Consider the following 25,446-nt stretch of genomic DNA (forward strand, 5'->3'; position numbering starts at 1 on the left):
AAAGGACTGCCATGAGCAAGCGCACCATGATCCTCGGAATGCAGCTGGGCAACGGCTACGGTTCCCAGCCAATGGCCTGGAAAGCACCGGGGGTCGATGCCACCAACTACGCCAACTTCGACGCTCACGTTCGATACGCCCAGGCCGCCGAACGGGGAAAGTTCGCGTTCTTGTTCCTCCCCGATTTCGCCGGGATGAGCAAGGCCCCCGAGCAAGAAGCTCCCATGCTCACGTTGGATCCCCTGATAACTCTGGCGGCGATTGCCCGCGGCACCGAGCGCATCGGCCTGGTAGCGACCGGCTCCACGACCTTCAACGAGCCGTACAACACGGCCCGCCAGTTCAAGACCTTGGATGTCATGAGCCACGGTCGCGCCGGGTGGAACGCTGTGACGACCAGTGATCCTCTGGTGGCCGCCAACTACGGTCAGGAGATCGCGGCCCGACCCGAACGGTACGAACGCGCCCACGAAACCATTCAGATTGCCCAGGCGCTGTGGGGCAGCTGGGAAAAGGACGCCTGGATCAAGGACCAGCGGACCGGCCAATTCGCGGACCCGGACAAGATCCAGCCGATCAATCTGCAGGGACGACACGTGGCCTCACGGGGACCGCTGCCGATTCCGCCGTCCGAGCAGGGCCAGCCGGTGGTCTTCCAGGCGGGCGGTGGCGACTACGGACTGGGACTAGCAGGTCGCTACGCCAACGCCGTCATCGGTGCCACGTTCACCATTGAGGATGCCAAGGCTCAGCGGAATGCCGTCCGGAAGGCCGCCGTGGATGCTGGCCGCGATCCCGATGAGATCAAGTACTTCGCCGGGGTCATGCCCGCCATCGCGGGGAGCAAACGGGAGGCCCTGGATCGCCGTGTGGCGCTGGGCCGCGAGGTCTTCCCCGCCCGCGTTCCTTACCTGGGTGCGATGCTCGGTCTGTCACTGGACGTGTCCCAGCTGAACCAGCCCTGACGCGGGAACAGTTGGAAGCCGCCCGTCCCAGCCCGTTCGATCCCCGGTCACAGCGGGCCTACGAAGTCGCGCAAGAGGGCTGGAGCATCCGGGACATCCTGGCCCACGGCGTGATCGACTACCACCCCACCCCCGTGAGTACCGCAGAAGACACCGCGGACCACCATCAGGAATGGTTCGAGGCCGGTGCTGCGGACGGATTCTGGGTCTCCATTGACGTCTACGAGGACGGCATCGACACCTTTGTGGATGAAGTGGTGCCCATTCTGCAAGAACGCGGGCTCTACCCCACCGATTACGAGCGCACCACGCTCCGCGATCACCTGGGCGTCCCCGAACAGTACGGCCAGGATCCGCGCCTCGGCTGAGCGGACGGGATTCACTAACGACGACGGCGCGAGCGGGCTGGGTGCCCGCTCGCGCCGTGTGGTGTGGAGCGCCGTCGTCGATCGCGCGCCGTGGTGAAAACCCGCCGTCGTCCTTTCGTGCATCTTCGTAGGTGAAGCGCGGCGGAACGAATGCGACGGTTACTTGGCCGGCGTCTGCTCGACCGGCTTGTCGTTCTCGTTGGTCTTGCCGCCGTTGCGCACCACGAGGGCCAGTAGAAAAGCCACCGCGGCGAACACAGCCAGCAACGTGAGTCCCACGAAGTACGAGCGGTTGTCCGGGTTGTAGGTGGCGCCCATGACCAGGGGCGGGAAGTAACCGCCCAGGCCACCAGCGGCGGCAATGATGCCACCAATGGTGCCCACGTCCTTGGCGGGAGCCGCGCGGCCCACCCATCCGAACACACCGCCGGTGCCCAGGCCCAAGAACACGGCCATGGCCAGGAACAGCGGGCCGTAGACGTGCTCGGCGTCCGGCTGGAAAGCCACGAACATGGCCAGCACGATGGTGCCGCCGAACGAGGTCAGAGTGACGATCTTGGGTCCGAACTTATCCGCGAGCGTGCCGCCAATGGGGCGGGCGATCACGGCGGCCAGCGCGAACCCGGCGGTGCGGGTGCCGGCCCCGGTGGGGTCGTACTCGTACACGTTGACCAGGTAGGTCGGGAGGTAGTTGGAGAAGGCCACGAAAGCTCCGAAGACCACTGCGTAGAGGAAGCACAGCTGCCACGTAACCTTGAGGGTGAAGGCGTGCTTGAGCTTGGGCATCATCGGCTCGACCTTGCGCCCGGCACGCGCCGGGGAATCACGCAGCATCAACCAGCACAGCAGGGCACTGACGGCCACGATCGCGGCAATGATGATGTGAGTGGCCATGTACCCGGTGGCCTCAACGAGGCGCGGGGTGAAGAACGCGGACACCGCGGTACCCACCATGCCGGCACCGAACACACCGGTCGCGAAGCCCTTGCGATTGGATTCGTACCAGGCGGAGCAGAACGGGATGCCGATCGCGAACACCGTGCCGGCAATACCCAGGAAGAACGCCACCACCACGAGCAGCGGGAAGTTGTTGAGCTGACCCACCAGGCCCGTGAGCAACACGAGCGGGGCAGTGATGCCCAGAATCACGGTGAACATGAGTCGCCCACCGTACTTATCGGTGAGTGCACCCACCGGAACACGGGCGATCGAGCCCACAAAGATGGGCATGGCCACGAGAATGGCCGTCTGCCCCGGGGTCAGCGACATTTCACCCGCATAGCGTTTGGACAGCGGCCCCACGATGGTCCACGCCCAGAAGCCCACCGTGGACGCCAGGGTGGCCAGGACGAGGTTCTTGAGTTGACCCTGTTTCAGGTTCGGTGCCGCTGAGGCGGCTTGAACGGAGGACATGACACTCCTTCTGCGAGGTCTGCAAAAGCTACGAGTTGGTGGGCCTGGCTCGAAAGGCGTTCTTGCGGGAACGCCTTTCGAGCGGAGAGCCGATTACTTGACGCGCGTGGAACCGGAGTGTTCGCGGGGAGGCCGGGTGCGGCGTCGTCCGCTGTCGCGGTCGTGCGTACCGATCGGCTCCCAACCGCGGCGCACCGGAGCGGAACCGGTGCGGGGGCTGGAACCGCGGGTGCGGTACACGATGTACGGGCGGAACAGGTAGTGCAGCGGTGCGGTGAACGCGTGCACCAGGCGGGTGAAGGGCCAGATCGCGAACAGCGCCATGCCCCACAGCACGTGGATGTGGAACGAGGTGGACGCCGCTGCCATGGCCCCAACATCCGGCTGCAGGATCCACAGCGAACGGAACCACGGGGACACGGTCTCGCGGTAGTCCACGGTGTTCGGGTCGAAGACGGCCAGCACGGTGGTGGCCAGGCCAGCCAGAATCGCTCCCAGCAGCATCACGTACATGAATTTGTCGTTACCGGTCGTGGCCATGAAGACCGGGCCGGTGCGGCGTCGGCGAACGATCAGCATGACAATGCCCACGAGCGTTCCCACACCGGCCACCGTGCCGATGGACAGCGCCAGGAAGTGGTACGCGTGCTCGGACATGCCCACGGCCTCGGTCCAGGATTTGGGAATCACCAGGCCCACGATGTGTCCGACGAGCACCGCCAGAATGCCGAAGTGGAACAGCGGTGAGGCAATCCTCAGCAGTCGGGATTCGTAGAGCTGGGACGAACGGGTGGTCCAACCGAACTGGTCGTACTTGTAGCGCCAAATCACCCCGCCAATGAGTACCGCCATCACCACGTAGGGCAGCACTCCCCACAGAAGAGAGTCGAGAACGTTCACTGGTTACCTCCGGTCATGGGCAGGAGTCGGGGGTCGTAGGCATCCAGACCCACGGATTCGGTGGGCGGACCGTAACCCGCCATACGCGCCACCGCTGACTCGTCCTCCGGGGACGGTCCGGGCAGCGTTGAGCACACCAGTTCCACCACGCACGCGTGGGGCAAATTGTCACGCAGCAGCGCCAGTCGCAGTAGCTCGAGCGAGGGTCGGTAACGCTGCAGCAGCTCGAACCCGTCTTCCGGGGAGACGCGCGCCGCGAACTCCAACACGACGGGCAGGTGGTCCGGCAGTTCTTCGTCCCCGAACACGCAACCGTGCGCGCGGTAGACCTGCTTGAACGCTGATAACGCCTCACCTCGACGGCGCGTGTCACCGTCCGTCCAATAGGTCAGGTGCAGGCTGTGACGGCGCGAGAGGTCGTATTCCTGGACGTAGTCGCCTTGGATTTCCCGCAGGTCACCCTCGCGCAGCCAGCGGGTCAGGGGTTCGACGGCGCTCGGGGCCACCCCGACCTCGGTCAGGGCGTCCTCGAGCACGGGTAGCTGGTCGATGAGTTCCCGGTCCGGATAGCCCAGAAGCACCGCCGCAGCCTGGCGGATGACCGCCGAGCGTTGCGGATGACGGTCCCGGTACTCGGGAACATCCACGGTGCCTTTGGCGGCCTTACCCAGCAGGGTGGAGAGCAGACCCATCATCGCCCCCCGCTGGCACCGGCGGTGCCCTGATCAGGACGAGAACCCGAGTTCTCCGCGGTGGTCGACATAGTCGCCGCGTCCTCCTGATTCCGGGCGGGGAACAACCCGTCCGGGCTGCCGTTGCCGTCCCAGTTGAGCAGGTTCACGCGCCCGGCCAGTTGCTCGTTACCCGTGGGGTCATCCCCCATTTGGCGCGAGCGCAGCGCCTGGAAGTTCTCCACGGCCACCGGCATCGGGCGGCCCGAGGCCTCACCGAACACACCGGTCTGACCCATGCCGGGCCCGCCGTCCACATCCAGCGAGCAGCCGATCTCTTCCAGGTTGTGGGCGTCCTCCACGTGGGCCGCGGGAATCACGTAGCGCTCGTCGTACTTGGCGATCGCCATGAGACGGTACATCTGCTGGATTTCGGAACCGGTCATGCCCACGGCCTCCGCAATGGACTCGTCAGGTTCGTCACCCAGGGTGATGTTGCGCATGTAGGCGCGCATCGCGGCCAGCTTGCGCAGCACGTTGGTCACGAGCTCGGTGTCACCGGCGGTGAACAGCTCGGCGAGGTACTCCACCGGGATGCGCAGACTCTCGATGGCACCGAACAAGTTCTCCGGGTCCTCGCCGTCGTGGCCCTGTTCCTTGAGCAGATCCACGATGGGAGACAGCGGCGGCACGTACCAGACCATGGGCATGGTGCGGTACTCGGGGTGCAGCGGCAGCGCCACGCGCAGTGTCTTGGCCAGCGCGTACACCGGTGACTTGCGAGCGGCGTCGAGCCAGTCCTCCGGGATGCCCTCCTGACGAGCGGCGGCAACGACCTCGGGGTCGTTGGGATCGAGCATGAGGTCCAACTGGGCCTCGTACAGATCCTGCTCGTTGGGGGTCGCGGCGGCCTGGGTGACCTTATCGGCGTCGTACAGGAAGATGCCGATGTAACGCATGCGGCCCACGCACGTCTCCGCGCACACGGTGGGGATACCCACTTCGATACGGGGGTAGCAGAACGTGCATTTCTCGGCTTTACCGGACTTGTGGTTGTAGTAGATCTTCTTGTACGGGCAGCCCGTCACGCACTGACGCCAGCCGCGGCACTGGTCCTGGTCCACCAGCACAATGCCGTCCTCGGCGCGCTTGTAAATGGCGCCGGATGGGCAGGCCGCCATGCAGGACGGGTTCAAGCAGTGCTCGCACAACCGCGGCAGGTAGAACATGAAGGTCTGTTCGAACTCGAACTTGATCCGGTCGTTGGCTTCCTTGTGAAGCTTCTGGATGATCGGATCCAGGTGACCCATTTCCGTGGCGCCGCCGAGATCGTCGTCCCAGTTGGCCGACCATTCGACCTTGGTGTCCTCACCCGTGATCAGGGACTTGGGGCGAGCCACCGGGAAGTCATCACCGGCGGGTGCGTTGACCAGGTTCTCGTAATCGTAGGTCCAAGGCTCGTAGTAGTCCTTCAACTCCGGCTGAACCGGGGAAGCGAACAACTGGGCGAGCTTTTTGAGCTTGCCGCCGGACTTCAACTTGAGGTTGCCGCGCTTGTTGAGTTCCCAGCCACCCTTCCAGGTTTCTTGGTCCTCGTAACGGCGCGGGTACCCCTGACCCGGGCGGGTCTCCACGTTGTTGAACCACACGTACTCGGTACCGGCACGGTTGGTCCATGCTTGTTTACACGTCACCGAACAGGTGTGACACCCGATGCACTTGTCGAGAGTCATCACCATGGCGACTTGAGCCATGACACGCATCAGTACTGAACCTCCTGCGAGCGCTTGCGGACAACGGAGACGATGTCTCGCTGGTTTCCGGTGGGGCCCATGTAGTTGAAGGCCCAGGACAGATGGGCGTAGCCGCCGATCATGTGGGTGGGTTTGACCAGGATTCGCGTGACGGAGTTGTGAATGCCGCCGCGTTTACCCGTGGCCTCGGACTTGGGAACGTCAATGGTGCGTTCCTGTGCGTGGTGCACGTACACCACCCCTTCGGGCATGCGGTGGGAGACCACTGCGCGTCCGACGAACACGCCGTTGGTGTTCACGCACTCGACCCAGTCGTTGTCGGAGACCTCGATGGCCGTGGCGTCCTGCGGGGACATCCACACCGAGGTGCCACCGCGGGACAGCGACAACATGAACAGGTTGTCCTGGTACTCCGAGTGGATCGACCACTTGTTGTGCGGGGTCAGGTAGCGGACCGCGATGGACAGCTCACCCTTCTCACCGAGCTTGGGCTCCCCGAACAGCCGGTGCATGTCCAGCGGTGGCCGGTAGGTGGGCAACATCTCGCCCATGTCCTTGAGCCAGTCGTGATCCAGGAAGAAGTGCATGCGGCCACTCAGGGTGTGGAACGGCTTGAGCCGCTCGATGTTCACCGTGAACGGTGCGTACCGGCGGCCTCCGGTTTCCGAACCGGACCACTCCGGTGAGGTGATCACCGGGACGGGTGCCTGCTGGGTGTCCTTGAACGTGATGCGCTTTTCTTCCGAGCCGCGCGCCAAATCGGAGAGTTCCTTACCCACGCGCTTCTCGAGCGTTTCGAAGCCCTGCGTGGCCAGCTCGCCGTTGGTGGTGCCGGACAGCATCAGGATGGCCTCGGCCATGCGCTGATCGGTATCCAGCGCGGGACGTCCCTCCGCGGCGCCCGAATCGAACACACCGTGCAGGCGACCCAGCTGGTCCACCTGGTGCTTGACATCGAAAGTGACGTTCTTGGTGGTCAGCCCCAGCTTGTCGGCCAACGGGCCGAGTGCCACGAACTTGTCACCGATGGCGGTGTAGTCGCGTTCCACGATCTTCAGGTTGGGCATGTTCTTTCCCGGAATAGCGGGAAGGTCCGTGCCCTTCCATTCCGGTGCGTGACCGCCCGGTTGGGCGATCTCCCCCGGGGTGTCGTGGGTGAGCGCGGTGGCCACAACGTCCTTGCGCACGCCCAGGTGGTCACGGGACTGCCGTGCGACCTCGTCGGCCAGCAGCTGGAACAGCTTCCAGTCCGTCTTGGCTTCCCAGGGCGGGGAGATCGCCGGGGTGAACGCGTGCACGAACGGGTGCATATCGGTGGAGGAGAGGTCGTACTTCTCGTACCAGGTGGCCGCCGGGAACACGATGTCCGACAGCAGCGTGGATGAGGTCATACGGAAGTCCGCCGAGACCAGCAGGTCCAACTTTCCTTCCGGAGCGTCCTCGTGCCAGCGCACGTCGCGCGGTTTGGCGGCCTCGTGGTCCTCGCCCATCACGCTGTTGTGGGTTCCCAGCAGGTGCTTGAGGAAGTACTCCTCACCCTTGGCCGACGACCCGAACAGGTTGGAGCGCCACAGCACCAGCGTGCGCGGCCAGTTCTCCGGGGCGTCCGGGTCCTCCACGGCAAAGCTCAGTTCGCCGTTCTTGAGCTTGCTCGCGATCCACTCGGGTTCGCTGCCGGCCTCACCGCGTTCGACGGCGCTCGTGGCAGCATCGGCCACATCGAGCGAGTTCTCGTGGAATTGCGGGTAGAACGGCATCCAGCCCAGGCGGGTGGACTGTGCGATCACGTCCGCGGTGTGCATGCCCTTGAGGTGACCGTCCGCGAGTGGGGACTGCAGCGAGTCCGATGAGTAACCGTCGGAACGGAACTGGTCGGTGTGCATGTACCAGAAGGCCGTGCCGATCATGAAGCGCGGCGGACGCACCCAGTCGCTACCGGAGGCCATGGTGGCCCAGCCGGTGATGGGGCGCGCCTTTTCCTGGCCCACGTAGTGGGCCCAACCGCCGCCGTTTCGGCCCTGGCAGCCGCACAGCATGAGCATGGCCAGGATGGCGCGGTAGGTCGCATCACCGTGGTACCACTGGCAAATACCGGCGCCCAGGATGATCATCGACCGGCCCTCGGACTTCTCCGCGTTGGCGGAGAACTCGCGGGCGGTGCGGATCACGGCCTCGGCAGGGACGGAGGTGACCTCTTCCTGCCAAGCGGGAGTGTAAGCGGTATCGACGTCGTCGTAACCGGTGGCCCACTCCCCCGGCAGACCCTCGCGGCCCACGCCGTACTGGGCCAGCATGATGTCGAACACCGTAGTGACGGTGCGACCCGCAATCTCGGTCACGGGTACGCCCCGGCGGATCACCGAGCCCACACCGGTGGGGTCGGTGAAGGCCGGCAGCGCCAGATCGCTCACCTCACCTTGGTAACCGGAAGCGTCCGCGATCGACAACGACGGCGTGACACCCTCCAGATCGAGGTTCCACTTGCCCTCGTCGTGCTCGTTGTAGCGGAAGCCCATGGAGCCGTTGGGAACCACCGGCTGATTGGTGTCCCGGTCCAGCAGAACAGTCTTGAACGCGGGATCAGCCTGCGAAGCGGCGTCGTCCCCGGCCTTGCCCAGATCCTCGGCGGTGAGGAACTTGTCCGCGACCACCGTGCCGTCCTCGCGGCGCGACAGCGAGACGAGGAACGGAAGGTCCGTGTACTGCGAGACGTAATTCTCGAAGAACGGGACGCGGCGGTCCACGAAGTTCTCCTTGAGGATCACATGACCCATGGCCATTGCCAGGGCCGAGTCGGTGCCGGCCTGGGCGGGCAGCCACTCATCCGCGAACTTGGTGTTGTCCGCGTAGTCAGGGCTGACCGAGACCACCTTGGTGCCTCGGTAGCGCACCTCGGCCAACCAGTGGGCGTCCGGGGTACGGGTCACGGGAATGTTGGAGCCCCACATCATGAGGTAGGTGGCATCCCACCAGTCACCGGATTCGGGAACGTCCGTCTGGTCTCCGAACACCTGGGGCGAGGCCACCGGGAGGTCCGCGTACCAGTCGTAGAAGCTGTTCATCACACCACCGATGAGGTTGATGAACCGGGCACCAGCTGCATGCGAAACCATGGACATCGCGGGAATCGGCGAGAACCCGATGCAGCGGTCCGGGCCGTACGCCTTGATGGTGTGCACGTGAGCGGCGGCCGACATTTCCACGGCTTCCTGCCAACTGGAGCGCACCAGTCCGCCCTTACCGCGGGCCTTCTGGAAGGCCTCACGCTTGACGGGGTCATTGACAATGGACTCCCACGCGAGCACCGGATCCGAGTGGATCTGCTTGGCCTCGCGATACATCTCCAACAGCACGCCGCGCACGTACGGGTAGCGGACGCGGGTGGGTGAATAGGTGTACCAGGAGAATGCGGCGCCGCGAGGGCAACCGCGCGGTTCGTATTCGGGGCGATCCGGGCCCACCGACGGGTAGTCCGTCTCCTGGGCCTCCCACGTGATGATGCCGTCCTTGACGTACACCTTCCACGAGCAGGATCCGGTGCAGTTCACGCCGTGGGTGGAACGGACAACTTTGTCGTGACTCCAGCGGTTGCGGTAGAAGGCGTCGCCCGCGCGACCACCCTCCCGGAACACGGCGCGGCCGTCCTCCGTCTCGTCCCAGCGGGAGAAGAATTTCCCGAGTTTCAATAACGCGTTCGACGCCGGGCCATCGACCCCGGCGGGGGTTTCGGTGGTAGCCATGGAGCCACCGTACCCCTAATTCACATTCAAAATGCCGATTTAACGCGGCAGTAACCAAAAATCCATCTTTCCGGGCCTGACCTGGGAATATGGTCAGATATTCGTGCGCTAATCGACCGTTTGGTTGGCACTAGTGGGATGACCTGGGGTGGCGCATCAATTGGTCGGACCTTACTGTCCGGTAGGGGGCCATACCGGGCCGCACCTCCTCAAGAAACCGCTCCGTTCCCACCACGACACCCGGTTCGTACGACACGCCGTACCCGACCTAGACTGGTGCCCCATGAAGTCCATGATTGCGCCGATCCTGCTTGTCGCCACCGCCCTGATTCAGTCAATGGGCCTGTTCCCCTATCACGGTGACGGCATCACGCTGGCGGGGCAGCTGTTGTTCCCCATCCTGTTCGCGCTCATGGCCATGTACCTGTCGACCAAGGGGTTGCCGGGCGCCTTCGCCACGGTGCACCTGGTCATCCTGATCGGGTCCGTGATCCTGCTGATCCTCTCGTTGGTGGGGATGAGCATGAGCCTCCCGCAGCTCTACCCGACCATGATCCTGTACTACATCGCGTTCGTGCTGGTGGCTGTGGAGTGCGGTCTGCGGATCGCCGGAATGCCCAAGAAACGCCGCGCGAATGACCCTGCTGAGCTCAACGATTCCGAGACCACGGTCTAGGTGCTGCGCTTCGACAGCGTGATCGTTGCCGGCGGCAGATCTTCCCGCTTGGGCGGCACACCCAAAGCCGGACTTCGCCGGGGCGCAGAAAGTCTGCTGGAGATCACGGTGCGCGCCGTGAACGAGGCTGGGTGCGCCGTCGTCGTGGGGCCCGACGACCTGGCCGTACCGCCCGCGACCCTGCGGACCCGCGAGGATCCACCGTTCTCGGGTCCCGCCGCCGCGATTGCCGCGGGCCTGGATCATCTGGCGCGGCAACCGTCCCGCGCGGCATGGACGGCGGTCTTGGCCTGCGACATGCCCGACGTGGCCGCGGCCGTCCAATCACTCGCCGACGCCGCGGCAAACCTGCCGTCCGACACCCAAGGGTTGATCGCAACGGCGCCCGACGGCCACCGCGAGAACTTGGCCGTCATGATCCGGACCGAACCGCTCACCACCGTCTTCTCCGAGTACCCCTCGCGAGACCGCTCCGTCCGGTCATTTTGGAAACACTTGCGTCTGATCGAGGTAGCAGTTCCGGCGGGCAGCACCCAGGACGTGGATACATGGGAAGATGTGACCAGGTTCGATCTGCACTGAATCCACACGTCGAGGAGATGGCATGCCCGGACTTCCCACCACGCACGAACACTTCAACCAGGACGCGGACCAGACTCCCCCGGAAACCGAGGGCCAGGAACCCACGCGCCGTTGGGTTGACTGGGATGAAGCCCGCGAGATCGCCCACCGCATCCCCGAACCGCTGCCCAGCAGGTTGCTGCCGCTGACCGACGCCCTGGGTGAGACCCTCGCGGAGACCATCACCGCGATCATGCCGGTCCCCCACTACGCGTCCGCAGCAATCGATGGCTGGGCCGTAGCAGGCGAGGGCCCGTGGCGAATCCGCACTCCCCAGCCCGCCGAGACCGATGAGCGACTCCTCCTGACCCTGCCGCCGGATGAGCGCATCCTGCCGGTAGTTGAGCTCCGCCCGGGTGAGGCCACGCAGGTGAGCGTGGGTTCGGCCGTGCCGGTGCACACCAAGGCCGTGCTGTCCAACCACCGCGGCCACGTGGTGCCCACTCAGGCGCCGGTTGACCACATGGAGGACTACCAGCCCGTGGAGGGCGACATGCTGGAGGATGCCACTCCGGCTGCGTCGCTGATCCAGAATCAGGACGTGCGCGCCCTGGGGCAGGAAATCTCCGACGGCGACGAGTTGCTGCGCATCGGCTGCCATCTCAATCCCGCTCACATCGGCCTGGCCGCAAGCGCCGGTCACGACATGCTCCCGGTGCTGCGCCGTCCGCGCGTCACCGTGCTGCTGGGTTTCGCGCACGTCGTGGAGGACGGCATTCCCGGACCCGGTGAAGTCCGGGACGTTCTGGGGCCCCAGATTCCGGCCATTTTGCAGGACCTGGGCGCCAATGTGGATCAGGTTCGCCGCGTTCCAGACGGTGCGCAGGGCGTACTCACCGCCCTTACGGAGTCGCCTTCGGGTGCAGGCTCCCTGCTGGACGCCCGCGCGGAGATCGTCGTGACCACCGGCGGCACCGGCCACGGCGAGGATGATCACGTGCGTGAAGCGCTCACCGAGTTGGACGCTCACCTGATCATCGACGGTCTGGCCCAAGAACCCGCGCACGGCGTGATCGTGGCGCAGTTGCCGGAGGACGGTCCCGTGGTGCTGGCGCTGCCCGGTAGTCCGTTGTCCGCGGTCACGGGCTTACTGAGTGTTGGACACGCCTTGATCGCCGGTGCCACGGGTCAGCCGCTGCCCCAGGCTCGTTCGGCCACCTCCGGCGCCGAGATCGAGCAGACCGGCAGTGTGCGCGTGATTCCCGCCTATTACCAGGAGGGCCGTGTCCTGCCCGAGCCCGCGGTGGGCCCCGCCATGCTGTCCGGCATGGCTCACGCTGACGTGCTCATGGTGGTCCCGGCCGAGGGCCTGCGCCCGGGCCAGGACCTCAAGGTACTGGGTCTGCCCTGGCGCCGATGACCGGACTTTAACCGCCGACGACGCCGCTCCGGTTGGAGCGGCGTCGTCGCGGTTTAAGAGTGGCTCGGTGAGGCGCCGGCCGGTCGAGGCGGTGGGGCGGAACCGCCCACCCGGGGCAGGAAGCGTACGTCAGGCGGCCGTGACGAAGAAGACGATGGCCCCGATGATGAACACGCTCGCCGCCAGTAGCGCGCAGGTCAGCTCCAGAATGATGCCGATACCCGCGGCCTTAAGAGCGACCCATGAGGTGTCCAGGGCTGTGCGGAAGTTACGGTTGCGCACGGTTTCAGACGCCAGTAGCCCCACGATGAAGCCGATCACCAAGCCCACCACGGGAATCACGAACATGCCGATCACGGCACCTATGACACCGAACAGCAGCGTGCGGTTGGGGATGGCGCGGCGTTTCAAACGCGTCCCGGTGAGCACCAAGCTCGCGGACATGCCCGCCAGCAGCAATGTGCCGCCGAGGGCGAGGACGACCCAGCCCTCCACGGACTGCACAACCACCGCCCAAATGATCAGACCGATCAGTGCGGTGATGGACCCCGGCAACACGGGGATGATGATGCCCAGGCACCCGATGATGATGAGTACCGAGGTCGCAATGGTGGCAATAATCTCTGGGGTCACCGTCACATCGTACGGGTACCGCGGGCGAACTATACTTGCATCTAAAGTGCCAATATTTGTGGATCGGATGGACGGTGCCCACTCTCAGCAAGCCCCAGGACCCAGCGCCCGCCACGAAGAAGCACGGGAGGTCGTGGCACCGCACCGCCGGTAAGCCCGTGCGCTGGTGGATGACCGCGCTGATCCTGGTGCTCGGCTTCCACCGGTGGATCCCCGACACCCGCTGGCTCATGGTGCACATGGTCACGCTGGGGCTGATCACCACCTCGATCATGGTGTGGTCCCAGCACTTCACCGAGGCGCTACTGCATCACCGGCTCCCCGACCACGAGCGCCCTCGCCAGATCCTGCGCATTTACGGGGTCACAGCGGGCACCGTGCTACTCATGGTGGGCATGCTCGCGGACTGGTGGTGGCTCACCCTGGTGTCCGCAACGATCATCGGCGGCCTACTCACGTGGCACGGGTTGTCGCTCCTTTCTCAGTTGCGCACCGCGTTGCCCGCCCGGTTCGGCATCACCGTGCGTTGGTATGCGGTAGCGGCATTCTTCCTGCCGGTGGGCGCAATATTCGGGGCGATTCTGGCCCTGGATCTGGCTGACCCCTGGCATTCTCGGTTACTCCTGACCCACCAGGCAGTCAACGTTCTGGGGTTCGTGGGTCTCACGGTGTCCGCGACACTGCTGACCCTGTGGCCGACCATGGTGCGCACGCGCATGGAAGAGACAGCCACGGCCCTGTCCCGCATCGCCCTGCCCGCCATGGCCGCGGGAAGTTTGGTGGCTGCCGGTGGTGCCTTGGGTGGCTGGGTTCCCGTGGTGGTCCTCGGGTTGTTCGGTTACGCGGTGGGCGTGGGCCTGGTCGGCCGCATCATGATCCGCACGGGCATGCGCAAGCTGCCCGAGGGCTACATGGGATGGTCCGTGGCCTCCGGCATCGCCTGGCTGTTCGTCACCGTGGTGATCGCGCTGATTCTGGTGGCGGTCCAGGGCATTCAGACAAGTGTGATGGGCGCACTGACCATTCCGTTCGTGGCCGGATTCCTGTTGCAGACCCTGCTGGGCGCCATGAGTTACATCCTCCCGTCCACGATGGGCGGCGGGCCCGCCACGGTGCGCGCTTCGCTGGCAGCCATCAACCGCGGTGGCGTCTACCGGGTCACGGTCTTGAACCTCTGCATTGCACTGTTCGCGCTACCCGCCGGCATGCTGCCTTCGTGGGTGCGCGCCGTGGTCTCGATCGTGGGCGCGGTTGCGTTCGCGGCGTTCATCCCATTGATGATCTCCTCCGCCAAGGTTTCCGTTGCCGGACGGCGCCGCCTCATGGCACAGCGCGCGGCTGGCCAAGCTCCCGCAACAGATACGGCCGGCGGTTCCAGCTCTGCGGCAGCCAGCACTGGGGCACCCGACCGAAAGCCCAACCCCCTGCGGCAAATCGTGGCGGGGGTGCTCACGGTCTTACTGGCGGTGGGGGCGGGCATTGCCGTGGCACCGCAGTCAGCGGGGATCGGTCTGAGTTCTGGTACAGAGAACACAGTGCAGGCCACCGGTAACACCACCGAGATCACGATGCATGCCAACCAGGACATGCGTTTCGACCCCGGAGACATCGAAGTCCCCGTGGGCGATCGCTTGGTGATCACGCTGATCAACGACGACCCCACCAACGTGCACGACCTGGTCTTCGCCAACGGTGCGACATCCGGTCGAGTTGGCCCCGGCGATTCCGCCGTGGTGGATGCCGGCATCATTACGGAACCGCTTGAGGGCTGGTGTTCCGTGATCGGTCACCGCTCCATGGGCATGACGGTCACCGTGATTCCGGTGGACGAACAAGGCAACCCCGTGGGTACTGCAGGCCATGAGGAACACGGGGCGGGTGGGGCGCCCCCGGCGATCGACTCGCAGGATCCTGCCGCGGACGTGGACTTCAATGCCGCGCCTGGCGAGGCCTTCGAGGCCCGTGACCCAGCGCTGGATCCGGCACCGAACGAGACGGTGCACGAACTGACCCTGGACGTTCAGGAGGTCGCCCGGGAAGTCGCACCCGGTGTAACCCTGGACGCGTGGACCTTCAACGGCGATTACACCGGGCCCACGCTGCGCGGAAAAGTGGGCGACGTGTTCGAGGTGACGCTGACCAACAGCGGCAGCATGGGCCACTCGGTCGATTTCCACGCGGGAGACGTGTCGCCGGACGAGACCATGCGGACCATTGCCCCGGGAGAGTCCCTCGTCTACCGCTTCGAGGCGGTACGGTCCGGGATCTGGTTGTACCACTGCGCCACCGCCCCCATGAGCACACATGTCGCTGCGGGAATGTTCGGCGCGGTGATCATCGATCCGCCCGACTTGCCCGAGGTGGACCGCGAGTACCTACTGGTGCAGAACGAAACCTACGTGACAGTCCCGCCCGCGGAGCAACCGGACCTGCCGGACGGCGTGAACGCGGTGGTGGATCCCGCGGCGATTGCGGCTGGAACGCCGTCGTTGACCATGTTCAACGGACATGCGACTCAGTACATGCACGATAAACTGCCCGCGCGAACTAACGAGCGCGTTCGGATCTGGGTGCTCGCGGCCGGCCCGTCCAAGGGCACGAGTTTCCATGTGGTGGGCGGGCAGTTCGACACCGTGTACAAGGAGGGTGCGTACCTGTTGTCGCCCTCCAGCCCCGGCAATCCGAGTGGCACCGGCGGAGCACAGGCCCTCGATCTTGCGCCGGCGCAGGGTGGCTTCGTAGAAATGTCATTCCCGGAGGCCGGCACGTACACGTTCGTGAACCACTCGTTTGCAGAGGCTGAGCGCGGGGCGAGGGGTCAGATCGAGGTGACGGAGTAATTCCGGAACTGCAAACCCGGGTGACTCGTTTCAAGTGCATCCTGGTCGACAGCACGACCGACCCTGCCAAACACCGTGCACTCTGATGGACGCTGGGGCCTTCGTACCGAGGCCCGACGTAGATCAGTCGACGTTGCGTCCCAGGAACGGGGATTTCCGGGTTGCAACGTCGACTGATGTGCAGAGTTGGCTGGGCCTGGGGCGGACCGTCGACGAGACTGCAGACTCCGCTCGACCAGGTCCCGCCGGGTCAGCGCTGGGGGATCGTGATGCTCTGACCCGCGCGAATCAGGTGCAGTTGAACCTTGTCGCGATTGGCTGCGTAGAGCTCATCGACCGTCACGCCGGAACGCTGAGCGATGGAACCGAGGGTGTCACCTGACTGAACCGTGTATTCACCGGCGGGGATGATTCCCGTGCCGTTGTCGATCGGCTGGAAATCGGAGTTGCCACCAGCGCCAGCACCACCGCCGGCTCCCGCGCCCGCCCCGGCACCGGCCTCAGCCGACCCGGAGCTGTCGCCGCCGGAGCCCGAACCTCCACCGGCTGCGCCACCCGAGCTATCAGCACCTGCACCGGAGCCGTCAGCGCCGGCTTCACCTGAACCGCCACCACCAGTCGCGTTACCCGCACCGAAGCCGCCGGCCGAGCCATCCGTTCCGTCACCGGCACCGCCAGTGCCTTCAGTCCCGGAGCCACCGGAGCCGTCACCACCCGCTCCGGCTCCTTCGCCAGAGCCGGATCCTTCTTCCGAGCCTGCTTCTCCCGCGGCCGCGCCACCGGCACCGCCCGCGGCAGCACCCTCGGCTCCTGCGGTGGCATCGTTGCCCGCGCCCTCGCCCGAACCGTCGGCCGCACTCTCCGACGCCCCGTTACCGGCACCTTCAGAGGCACCGCCCGTGGCGCCACCAGTAGCCTCGGCGGTCGCAGCGGCGCCGGTGTTCGTGTCCTCCGCGTTCTCCCCGCTGCCACCGCACGCGGTCAGTGCCAATGCTGTGGCGAGCGCAAGTGGTGCCAAGCCCTTGTAAACCTTCTTCTGCATGATGTCTCCTATCCCTCGATCGAGGGGTCATCAGTACCAGTTGTGATGCAACTCACGCTACCGGAGAATCAAAGAAAAACCCGGGCCGACGCACACGCGCCAGCCCGGGTCTCTCTGGTTATGAACTACTCTGTCAGCGCACTGCGCATGGTGCGCAGGGCCACCGAGAGCGCCGCGAGTTCGGCCCCGGCATCCCCGCCGGAGGACATCCCCTCGATCTCTCCCAGCACGTCACGCAGGCGTTCCAAGCGATCCTGGTTCTCGCGCTCCCACGCAACGACCTTCTCCTCGGCGTTCTCACCGGGGGACTCGAGCGCCTGTGCCGCGAGAGCAACCAGCGTGGAGTACAGGTCCTCACGCATTGAGATCCTGGCCATGTTCTCCCACCGAGTGGTCTGCGGAAGCGCGGTGATGCGATCCAGCAGGTTTTCCAACCCGTACCGGTCGAACAGGGCAAAGTAGACCTTGGCAATGGTCTCGACGGTCACGTGCTCTTCGCTCTCGGTCGACGACGCCGCGTGCTCGCCGGCCCGCTCTCCTGCTACCTGCACTCCGCCGGCCTGAGCCAAGCGTGCGACGTCCAGCAGTGCGAAAGCGTCCAGCAACTCTGCCCATTCGACGGCCAGGTCCTTGGGCACCGACTGACGCTCGGCCAGCTCGGTGTCCGCGCTGACGCGTTCCTGGGACTGGGCACTCATGAGCTGCTGTTCGCCGAAGCGCAGCTGCACGGTGGGCTTGTAAGCATCCACGAGTTCCTGAATGGTCGCCTCGGATTCACTGCGATTGAGGAACCAACGCACCACTCGGTCCAACAGACGCCGCATGCGCAGGGTCAACTTGTTCCACATCTCCAGCGGAACATCCGTACCCAGCTGAGCGTGACGAGCCACGTAGGGCTCCAGGTCGAAGATCTCCACGGCCGCCGTGAAGACCGCCGCCAGATCCGCCAGATCCGCACCCGAATCATCCACCACGCGATATGCAAATGCGATGCCGCCGTAGTTGATGATCTTATTGGCCACCATGGTGGCGATGATCTGCTTACGCAGCGGGTGGGACTGAATATCCTCGCCGAACTTCTCACGAATCTGCGTGGGGAAGTAGTGCTCCAGCGTGGCATCGAACCATGGGTCATCCGCCAGGTCGCTGTGGGTCAGCGCCCCGGTCAGCTGAATCTTGGTGTACGCGGTGAGCACCGACAGCTCCGGCCCGGTCAAGGACTCACCGTTCTCCGCACGCTCACGCAGTTCCTCGTCCGTGGGCAAGAACTCGAGCTCCCGGTCCAGGTCGGCCTCTTCCTCGAGCCAGTGCATCAGCCGGATGAATGTTTCCGCGAACTCCGGGCCGCGAGCGCGCTCGGTCGTGAGCAGCACGTTCTGCGCCACGTTGGTGCGCAGCACAAGGTCCGCAACCTCGTCCGTCATGGATTCAATGAAGTCAGCACGTTCGTCCCGGTCCAACTTGCCGGCCTCGACCATGCGGTCGACCAGGATCTTGATGTTCACCTCGCGGTCGGAGGACTCCACACCGCCGGAGTTGTCGATCGCGTCCGTGTTGACCAGGATCCCGTTGCGCGCTGCTTCGATACGTCCCAGCTGAGTAGCGCCCAGGTTGCCGCCCTCGCCGATGACCCTGACCCGCAGGTCTTCACCGTTGACTCGGATCGGATCATTGGCCTTGTCGCCCACGTCCTGGTTGGTTTCCAGCGAGGACTTGACGTACGTGCCGATGCCACCGTTGTAGAGCAGATCCGCCGGGGCGAGCAGGATAGCGCGCACCAGTTCCTGCGGAGCCATGGACTCCACACCTTCATCGAGCCCCAGTGCCTCGCGCACCTGCGGGGTAATCGGGATGGACTTCTCCCGGCGCGAGTAGACACCGCCACCTTCAGAAATCACTGATGCGTCGAAATCCTGCCAGGACGTACGCCCGGCGTTGAACAGTCGCTCTCGTTCCTTGTACGACGCCGCTGTGTCCGGGGCCGGGTCCAGGAACACGTCGCGGTGATCGAACGCCGCAACCAGCTTGATGTACTCGGACAGCAACATGCCGTTACCGAACACGTCACCGGACATGTCACCAATGCCCACCGCGGTGAACGCCTCGGATTGGGTGTCCACGCCCAGCTCGAAGAAGTGCCGCTTGACCGATTCCCACGCACCGCGGGCCGTGATACCCATGGCCTTGTGGTCGTAACCGACCGAGCCGCCGGAAGCGAAGGCATCGCCCAGCCAGAAGTTCCGATCCAGGGAGATGGCGTTGGCGGTATCGGAGAACGCAGCCGTTCCCTTGTCCGCGGCGACCACCAGATATGAATCGTCCTCATCACGACGGATCACTCGATCCGGGTGCAACACCGTGTCTCCCTGGGGAGTCTCGGGTGCCTCGGCGGCGTCCTTGGAGCCGTCATCCGAGACCTCCGCGTTCGGCTCGGCGTTGGACTCATGGGTGATGTTGTCAGTGACATCCAGCAGCGAAGCGATGAACAGCTTGTACGCCTCACGGCCTTCCTCCAACCAGCCCTCACGATCCTGCTGCGGATCCGGAAGCTGCTTGGGGAAGAAGCCGCCCTTGGCGCCGTCCGGGACGATCACTGCATTCTTGACCATCTGAGCCTTGACCAGGCCGAGCACCTCGGTGCGGAAGTCTTCCCGGCGATCCGACCAGCGCAAGCCACCGCGTGCCACATGTCCGAACCGCAAGTGCGTTCCCTCCACGCGCGGGGACCACACCCAGATCTCGAACTTGGGTCGAGGGTAGGGAGCCGCATCGATTGACTGCGGGTCCAGCTTGAACGCCATGGTGGGGCGCTCCTGGTACACGTTGGTGCGAAGCGTTGCCCCCACCACGTTGGCCAGCGCCCGGAAGAGACGGTCCGCGTCCAGGGAGGGGACCTCGTCCAAGACTTTGTCGAGGCGTTCCCGGGCGGCATCACGCGCTTGAGAGCGTTCCTCACGGCCCTGCTCCGTGTCCTCGAACCGCTCCGGGTCGAAACTCGAACGGAAGAACTCCGAGAGTTCCCGAGTGGCCTCCGGGTAGTCGAGCAAGGTATCGGCAATGAACTCGAACGAGTTCGCGTAGCCCAACTGCAACAGGTAGCGAACGTAGGAACGCAACACGACAACCCCACGCCAGCTCAGGCGTTCGGTCAGCACCAAGCGGTCCAGCGAGTCGGATTCCGATCGCCCGGAGAGGATGGCACAGAGCGTGTCCTCGATGAGGTCCTCGGTCTTGGCGCTATCAGGCCCCTGAGCATCCACCCCGGTGGGGAGTTCCACACCGAAGTCGTACAGCTGGAATTCGCGGCCGTCAGACGGGGTCACCGTGTACGGACGCTGGTCCAACACGGTGAGTCCCATGTTGTGCAACAGCGGCAACAGCTCGGTCAGAGACAGCGCTTGGGTCAGGTAAATATTGAGGCGTACCTGCCCGTCGTGTTCGGCCACGCGGACCTCTGCCGGCAGATTCGGGTCGCGGCCCCATAGTTCCTCGCAGCGCTGCAGGTCCTCCACTGCCTCTTCGATTTCGTAGTCCTCGCGGTAGGCACCCGGGAAGGCGTGGGTCCACAGCGGGGTGAGGCGAGCGGCGTCGTCGGAATCGAAACCCAACCGAATGGCGCGCGCCAGAGTGTCCGGCCACGAGCGAACCGCTGCGCGCAACCGGTGCTCGAGGTCTGCCTGGTCGAATTCGCGCACTTCGCCCGTGTACGGCAAGCGGATGCGGAAGAACAGTCGTGCCAGGGAGGAGGATGTCAGGCGCACCTCGAAGTCGATGGCCTCGGAGTCGAAGACGTCCTGGAGTTGTTCTTCAATGCGCTGGCGTACCGAAGTGTTGTAGCGGTCGCGCGGCAAGAACACCACGGCCGACATGAAACGTCCGAAGGTGTCCTGCCGGAGGAACAACCGCGTTTGACGGCGTTCGTTCAGGCCCAGCACACCGCTGGCTGTGTCGTAGAGTTCGTCGGCTGTCATGTGGAACAACTCGTCGCGCGGGTAATCCTCGATGATCCCCAGGAGATCGCGCGCGGAGTGGCTGTCCGGCAAGAAACCGAAGCGCTCCACCACGGCATTCACCTTTTCGCGCACCAGCGGAGTCTGGTGGGCGGGCACGGAATGAGCCCTACGCGAGAACAACCCGAGGATCAGATACTCGCCGGTGACCGTACCGTCCTGCGCGAAGGTTCTGATGCCGATGTAATCGAGGTACTCACGCCGGTGAATCGAGGAACGGCGATTGGCCTTGGTCACGAACACCACTTCGCGGTCCCTGGCGTGCAGACTGCCCAGGCCGGTGAGGCGTTGTGTGTGCCCTTCTGTGCCCGCTTCTCGCAGCAATCCCAACCCGGTTTGCGGGCGGGAATGCAGTGCGGCGTCCTCGCCTTCATCGGTGAGGTCGTAGCGCTTGATACCCATGAACACGAAGTTGCCTCCGCGCAGCCAATCCAGGAATTCTGCGGCGGAATCCACATCAGGTAGCTGGGAACCGTCCTCGAAACGAATCTGATGCAAGCCGTTCAGGGAACGGGCCAGCTCATCCGCCACGGAGTGCATCTGATCCTGGTCCTCGTCCACGCGGCGGACATCCGGAATCAGCCTCTCACCGAGGTAGCTCTTCAGCTCTTCCCGCTCTTCATCACTCAGGCTGCGGTGCAGGACGATCCGGATCCACGATTCGATCACGGATTCAGTGCGGCCTCCCCCACCGCTGGAACGCGGGGTGGCATTGGGGCTGAGCGGCACCAGTGGGATGGCAGTGGTGTCACCGGATGAAGCGGTAGAAATATTGGGGACCTGCGCCAGCGATTCCAGTTCATGCGTTTCGGCATCCCGAGTGGCCAGCAACAACGGGTGCAACACCAACTCGGCACCGCCCCACTTGGCGGCGATTTCCGTGTTCAACGTGGATACCAAGAACGGCATGTCGTCAGTGACCACGTAGAGGACGGTGTTGTCCTGATCCTCCCGAACGTCCACGCACACGTCACCCTTGGAGCGGGTCTTGCCCACCTCTCGATGCGCCTGAGCTCTGCACGTGAGCCGCTCCTCCTTGGCTGCGGCAACATCCGCATCCGGGACAGACCGGTAGTACTCGTTGATCCACTCTTGCTCGCCGCTCCATTGGGGGCGTTGCCACGTTACGGGTATGACCTGGGTGTCGGTCGCATCGGGAGGGGTCACGTCTGCATCACGCCTTTGCTCGCAGTCGATTCGAGATAGGAACGCACGGCCACCGAAAACCCAAACGCGCGCCTGCCCTGTGTGGCGGCAGTACGCGCGGTCGGCCACGTTGCCGAGTCTGCCCCCAGCCTATGACTCCCCGTGAGCAAGAGCCACCATTCGGGTTGAGCGGGGAGTGAACGCCAGAAATCCTCCCGTCGCTCCCCTCCAATTCCTAAGGGAAACTAATTAACTATCGAGTAACATTTCTTAACGCAAAAAGATTTATTGATAATTGATCGTGAGTTATACATGCAATCAAGAATGCATGGTTAGGTATCCCAATTTTCCGCTCATTACGCGGGATAGGTCACCTTATGTCGTAGCTCCGCCGAGAGGCGCCGATGCCGCCGCAACCACCTCATCCGCGGTCAGGGTCACCACTTCCCCGTTCTCCAAGCTGCGGAGCTTCCGGTTCAGAATGTGCCCCGCAGTGAGACGAATAAGGAACCGTGGCTGACGATCATCACGTTCTGTCCCGGGTAGTCGGCGAGGATCTGCTGTAACAGCGCCACACCTCGAGCCACGAGATCCGCAGTGTGTTCGCCGTGCTGTTCCATGAACGCATGGCGCTCTTCCTCGGTCATGTGGCTGCAGTCGTAGCCTTCGATCTCTCCGAAGCTGCGCTCGATCAGATCGTCGTAGGTGCGCGACAGTTCCAGACCGACTTCTTCACCAATGATGACCGCGGTTTCGCGGGCACGGGACAGCGGTGAGGAAACGAGGACGTCCCAGTGCTCCCCAGACGCCGCCAGCTCGCGCCCCACTTCACGGGCCTGTTCGCGCCCGGTCGAGTTGAGGGGGATGTCGGTGCGGCCCTGGAGCCGGCGAGCGAAGTTCCAGTCGGTCTGCCCGTGGCGGATGAGGGAAAGAGAAGAGTCAGTCACGCTTCAACGCTACCCGCAGTCACGCAGTTCTTCTGTCGTGGTGCCCGCCACCCGCGGGCAGCACCGCACACACGCATTTCAATGCGTCCATCCCCCGCCATGCGCGGAAAGGTTCAGAAATGAGTGAGGCCCGGAACCTCCGATATTCGGAGGCTCCGGGCCGCTCAAGAAGGCCAAAGGTTATGCGCGGTTCTCATCCGTCTGGATGTCGACGCGCTCCTTGCGGAGGGTGTCCTCGATGACTTCGGTGCGCTCGGTGCGCTGAGCCACCAGACGGACACGCTGGTAAGGAACGCGCACGGTCTGGACCACGGCTTCGGTGCGGTACAGGATCATTTCGTCGTCGCCCACGGGCAACTCGCTGCCGTCGAGGAAAGCCTGGCGTTCCTCTTCGGTGATGGGGGTGTGGACCACGTCGGGCTCATCGTGGCCCACGGTCACTTCCTGACGGACTGGCTCTTCAACCACGTATTTGCGGAGCCGGAGCCTTCCGGTTTCCTCCTGTTGACGGTTGATCACCAGACGCTCTTCATGACGAACCACGGATGCGGCCTGGTCATCGAGCATTTCTTCACGTTGCGGATCACGCGGGCCCTGCCCGGGAGCGCTGTTCTGTACTGCCATCCTGACCTCCTGAAAGAGTGTGTTCTAGAGATTATCAGCCGGGTTATGTTGCAACCTACCGTGTAGCATTTGGAGCTACCCCGGTGGGTCCCGAAAGGATGAGCTGATGAGCTATTCGGATGATGGCAACGGTTATTTCACACGTGCCCTGGACGCCGAGGATCGGGGTGAACTCTCCCAGGCCGAGACCGCTTATCGACAGGCGATCGAGTTGTTCAAAGAGACCCAGCAGACTCAGCGCGAACTCGCGGCGTGCCACTACAACTTGGGTCACCTGTACGTGGTCATGAACGCGCGGGACAAGGCGATCACCGAGTACCAGCGCTGCTTGGAGTACTTCGGACAGATCCCGGACAGCAGTAAGCCCAAGGGCCGCGCCCACCTGATCGTCGGTTCATTGCTCGTGGAGGACCGCGACTACCCGCGTGCGGAGTCCCATTTGCTGGATGCGCTCGGGCAGTATTTGGACGCCCCGCACGAGCCCAAAGATCAGGCCGAGTGCTACATCAATCTGGCGCGCGTTTACAACGCCACCAAACGCCGGGCCCAGGCCATCACGGCCTATAACCGAGCGTTGGATTTTTACCAGGAGACCCCTGGTTCTCAGCGTGACCAGTCCGATTGCTACACCGAGTTGGGCATCGTCTACCAGTACCTGGGCAAACTGGACGAGTCCGCTGCCGCCTATGGTGAGGCCGCACGCTTGCGCCAACAGGTCTCCCACCACCGCCACCACAAACACAAGGGTTCCGAATCATGAGTTCACCGCTGATCTACGGTTGCATGGCCCTGGGTGGGGCCTGGGACCGTTCCGAGATCACCAGCGCCCAGTTCGACGCCGCTCACACCGCCGTGCGCGCGGCTCACGACGCCGGGTTCGACCTTTTCGACCACGCTGACATTTACGCGGCGGGTAAGTCGGAGACGGTCTTCGGTCGCATCCTGGCCGAAGATCCGGAACTCCGCCAAGGGATCAAGCTGCAGACAAAGTGCGGCATCCGTATCCCGGGTAATACCGGACCCGACAATTCCCCGGTGCACTACCGGTTGGACCGGGACACCATCCGCGCGAGCCTCGAGGGCTCTCTGCAGCGCTTGGGCGTGGACAGCGTGGAACGACTGATTCTGCACCGCCCGGACCCGTTGACCACCCTGGGTGAAACAGGCCAAACCCTGGACGACCTGCGTTCTGAAGGGTTGATCAACTCCGTGGGGTTGTCCAATATGACTCTGCGCCATGTGGCAGCGTTCCAGCAGGTGTTGTGCACCCCGCTGACCGCCGTTCAGATTCAGATGAGCCTGGCCCACCGTGACTTCGTTGAAGCCCAGGTGCTGGGTAACCAGACCGAGGGCACCGAGTACAACTTCCCCGAGGGTTTGCTCACCCATTGCGCGGCGGACGAGATCGAGGTTCAGGCATGGGGCGCCATGGCGGACGGCATCTACTCCGGTCGCCAGGCACCCGAAGGTGACACGACCGCGGAGGCCACGAGCGGCGTCGTCGATCGGCTGGCGGAACGCATGAATGTCACCCGTGAGGCCGTGGTGGTCAGCTGGTTGCTGCGCCATCCATACGGCATTCGCCCAGTGGTCGGCACTATGAATCCGGAGCGCATCCGTGCGTGCGCCCAGGCACCCCAAGCCGCCGAGCTCATGACCCACACGGATTGGTACGAGCTCTGGACCGCCGCGCGCGGGCATTCATTGCCCTGAGCGCCATCACCGCGAGAATGCCT

At 64.3% G+C, this 25,446-nt stretch carries 18 protein-coding genes; 8 read left to right on the forward strand and 10 right to left on the reverse strand.

Going from position 1 to position 25,446, the window contains the following annotated elements; genetic code table 11:
- Positions 1-11 precede the first annotated feature (11 nt).
- Complete coding sequence (locus tag RF638_RS02170) at positions 12-965, forward strand: NtaA/DmoA family FMN-dependent monooxygenase (RefSeq protein ID WP_368841326.1); 954 nt, start codon at positions 12-14, stop codon at positions 963-965.
- 11 nt (positions 966-976) lie between these two features.
- Complete coding sequence (locus RF638_RS02175) at positions 977-1,333, forward strand: hypothetical protein (RefSeq protein WP_368841327.1); 357 nt, start codon at positions 977-979, stop codon at positions 1,331-1,333.
- A gap of 159 nt (positions 1,334-1,492) precedes the next feature.
- Here RF638_RS02175 and RF638_RS02180 read toward each other — a convergent pair whose 3' ends face one another.
- The 5 genes from RF638_RS02180 to RF638_RS02200 form a co-directional block, all read right to left on the reverse strand.
- The gene (locus tag RF638_RS02180; protein ID WP_368841328.1) at positions 1,493-2,746 is read right to left on the reverse strand and encodes a nitrate/nitrite transporter; all 1,254 of its coding nucleotides are present in this window, start codon (positions 2,744-2,746) and stop codon (positions 1,493-1,495) included.
- Positions 2,747-2,839: 93 nt separating this feature from the next.
- Positions 2,840-3,646: a respiratory nitrate reductase subunit gamma gene (gene narI, locus RF638_RS02185; RefSeq protein WP_344223656.1), complete on the reverse strand. Its 807-nt coding sequence runs from the start codon at positions 3,644-3,646 to the stop codon at positions 2,840-2,842.
- The gene (gene narJ, locus RF638_RS02190) at positions 3,643-4,338 is read right to left on the reverse strand and encodes a nitrate reductase molybdenum cofactor assembly chaperone (protein WP_344223724.1); all 696 of its coding nucleotides are present in this window, start codon (positions 4,336-4,338) and stop codon (positions 3,643-3,645) included. Before narJ ends, narI begins: the two co-directional genes overlap by 4 nt.
- On the reverse strand, positions 4,338-6,080 hold the full coding sequence (gene narH / locus RF638_RS02195; RefSeq protein ID WP_344223655.1) for a nitrate reductase subunit beta: 1,743 nt from the start codon (positions 6,078-6,080) through the stop codon (positions 4,338-4,340). The genes narJ and narH overlap by 1 nt, the downstream gene beginning before the upstream one ends.
- Positions 6,080-9,811: a nitrate reductase subunit alpha gene (locus RF638_RS02200; protein ID WP_368841329.1), complete on the reverse strand. Its 3,732-nt coding sequence runs from the start codon at positions 9,809-9,811 to the stop codon at positions 6,080-6,082. The genes narH and RF638_RS02200 overlap by 1 nt, the downstream gene beginning before the upstream one ends.
- Before the next feature lie 283 nt (positions 9,812-10,094).
- Here RF638_RS02200 and RF638_RS02205 point away from each other — a divergent pair, with 283 nt between their 5' ends.
- From RF638_RS02205 to RF638_RS02215, 3 genes are read left to right on the forward strand one after another with little or no spacing between them, the layout of a single operon-like run.
- Positions 10,095-10,487, forward strand: coding sequence for a hypothetical protein (locus tag RF638_RS02205; RefSeq protein ID WP_344223653.1), 393 nt, complete (start codon positions 10,095-10,097; stop codon positions 10,485-10,487).
- On the forward strand, positions 10,488-11,069 hold the full coding sequence (locus RF638_RS02210; RefSeq protein WP_344223652.1) for an NTP transferase domain-containing protein: 582 nt from the start codon (positions 10,488-10,490) through the stop codon (positions 11,067-11,069).
- A gap of 22 nt (positions 11,070-11,091) precedes the next feature.
- Entirely contained in the window at positions 11,092-12,468 is a 1,377-nt protein-coding gene (locus tag RF638_RS02215) for a molybdopterin molybdotransferase MoeA (RefSeq protein ID WP_368841330.1), read from the forward strand.
- Between the two features lie 129 nt (positions 12,469-12,597).
- Here RF638_RS02215 and RF638_RS02220 read toward each other — a convergent pair whose 3' ends face one another.
- Entirely contained in the window at positions 12,598-13,101 is a 504-nt protein-coding gene (locus RF638_RS02220; RefSeq protein ID WP_344223650.1) for a DUF456 domain-containing protein, read from the reverse strand.
- 74 nt (positions 13,102-13,175) lie between these two features.
- Between RF638_RS02220 and RF638_RS02225 the strand changes: the two genes are divergently transcribed.
- Positions 13,176-15,941, forward strand: coding sequence for a multicopper oxidase domain-containing protein (locus tag RF638_RS02225; RefSeq protein WP_368841331.1), 2,766 nt, complete (start codon positions 13,176-13,178; stop codon positions 15,939-15,941).
- Positions 15,942-16,191: 250 nt separating this feature from the next.
- Here the strand turns inward: RF638_RS02225 and RF638_RS02230 are convergent, their stop codons facing one another.
- From RF638_RS02230 to RF638_RS02245, 4 genes are all read right to left on the reverse strand, one after another.
- Positions 16,192-16,983, reverse strand: a complete 792-nt coding sequence (locus tag RF638_RS02230; RefSeq protein WP_368841332.1) for a LysM peptidoglycan-binding domain-containing protein — start codon at positions 16,981-16,983, stop codon at positions 16,192-16,194.
- Between the two features lie 125 nt (positions 16,984-17,108).
- Positions 17,109-22,160: an NAD-glutamate dehydrogenase gene (locus RF638_RS02235; RefSeq protein WP_368841333.1), complete on the reverse strand. Its 5,052-nt coding sequence runs from the start codon at positions 22,158-22,160 to the stop codon at positions 17,109-17,111.
- 455 nt (positions 22,161-22,615) lie between these two features.
- Positions 22,616-23,086 carry a histidine phosphatase family protein gene (locus RF638_RS02240; protein WP_368841334.1) on the reverse strand — a complete coding sequence of 157 codons (471 nt, stop codon included), beginning with the start codon at positions 23,084-23,086 and terminating at the stop codon, positions 22,616-22,618.
- A gap of 180 nt (positions 23,087-23,266) precedes the next feature.
- The gene (locus RF638_RS02245; RefSeq protein WP_368841335.1) at positions 23,267-23,710 is read right to left on the reverse strand and encodes a YsnF/AvaK domain-containing protein; all 444 of its coding nucleotides are present in this window, start codon (positions 23,708-23,710) and stop codon (positions 23,267-23,269) included.
- 106 nt (positions 23,711-23,816) lie between these two features.
- On the opposite strand from RF638_RS02245, the gene RF638_RS02250 reads away from it, so the two are divergent.
- Together RF638_RS02250 and RF638_RS02255 are read left to right on the forward strand one after the other, a co-directional pair.
- Complete coding sequence (locus RF638_RS02250) at positions 23,817-24,470, forward strand: DUF2225 domain-containing protein (protein WP_344223643.1); 654 nt, start codon at positions 23,817-23,819, stop codon at positions 24,468-24,470.
- The gene (locus tag RF638_RS02255; RefSeq protein WP_368841336.1) at positions 24,467-25,423 is read left to right on the forward strand and encodes an aldo/keto reductase family oxidoreductase; all 957 of its coding nucleotides are present in this window, start codon (positions 24,467-24,469) and stop codon (positions 25,421-25,423) included. Before RF638_RS02250 ends, RF638_RS02255 begins: the two co-directional genes overlap by 4 nt.
- Positions 25,424-25,446: the final 23 nt, after the last annotated feature.

This window comes from Kocuria sp. CPCC 205235 (assembly GCF_040980905.1).
Taxonomy (GTDB): domain Bacteria; phylum Actinomycetota; class Actinomycetes; order Actinomycetales; family Micrococcaceae; genus Kocuria; species Kocuria carniphila.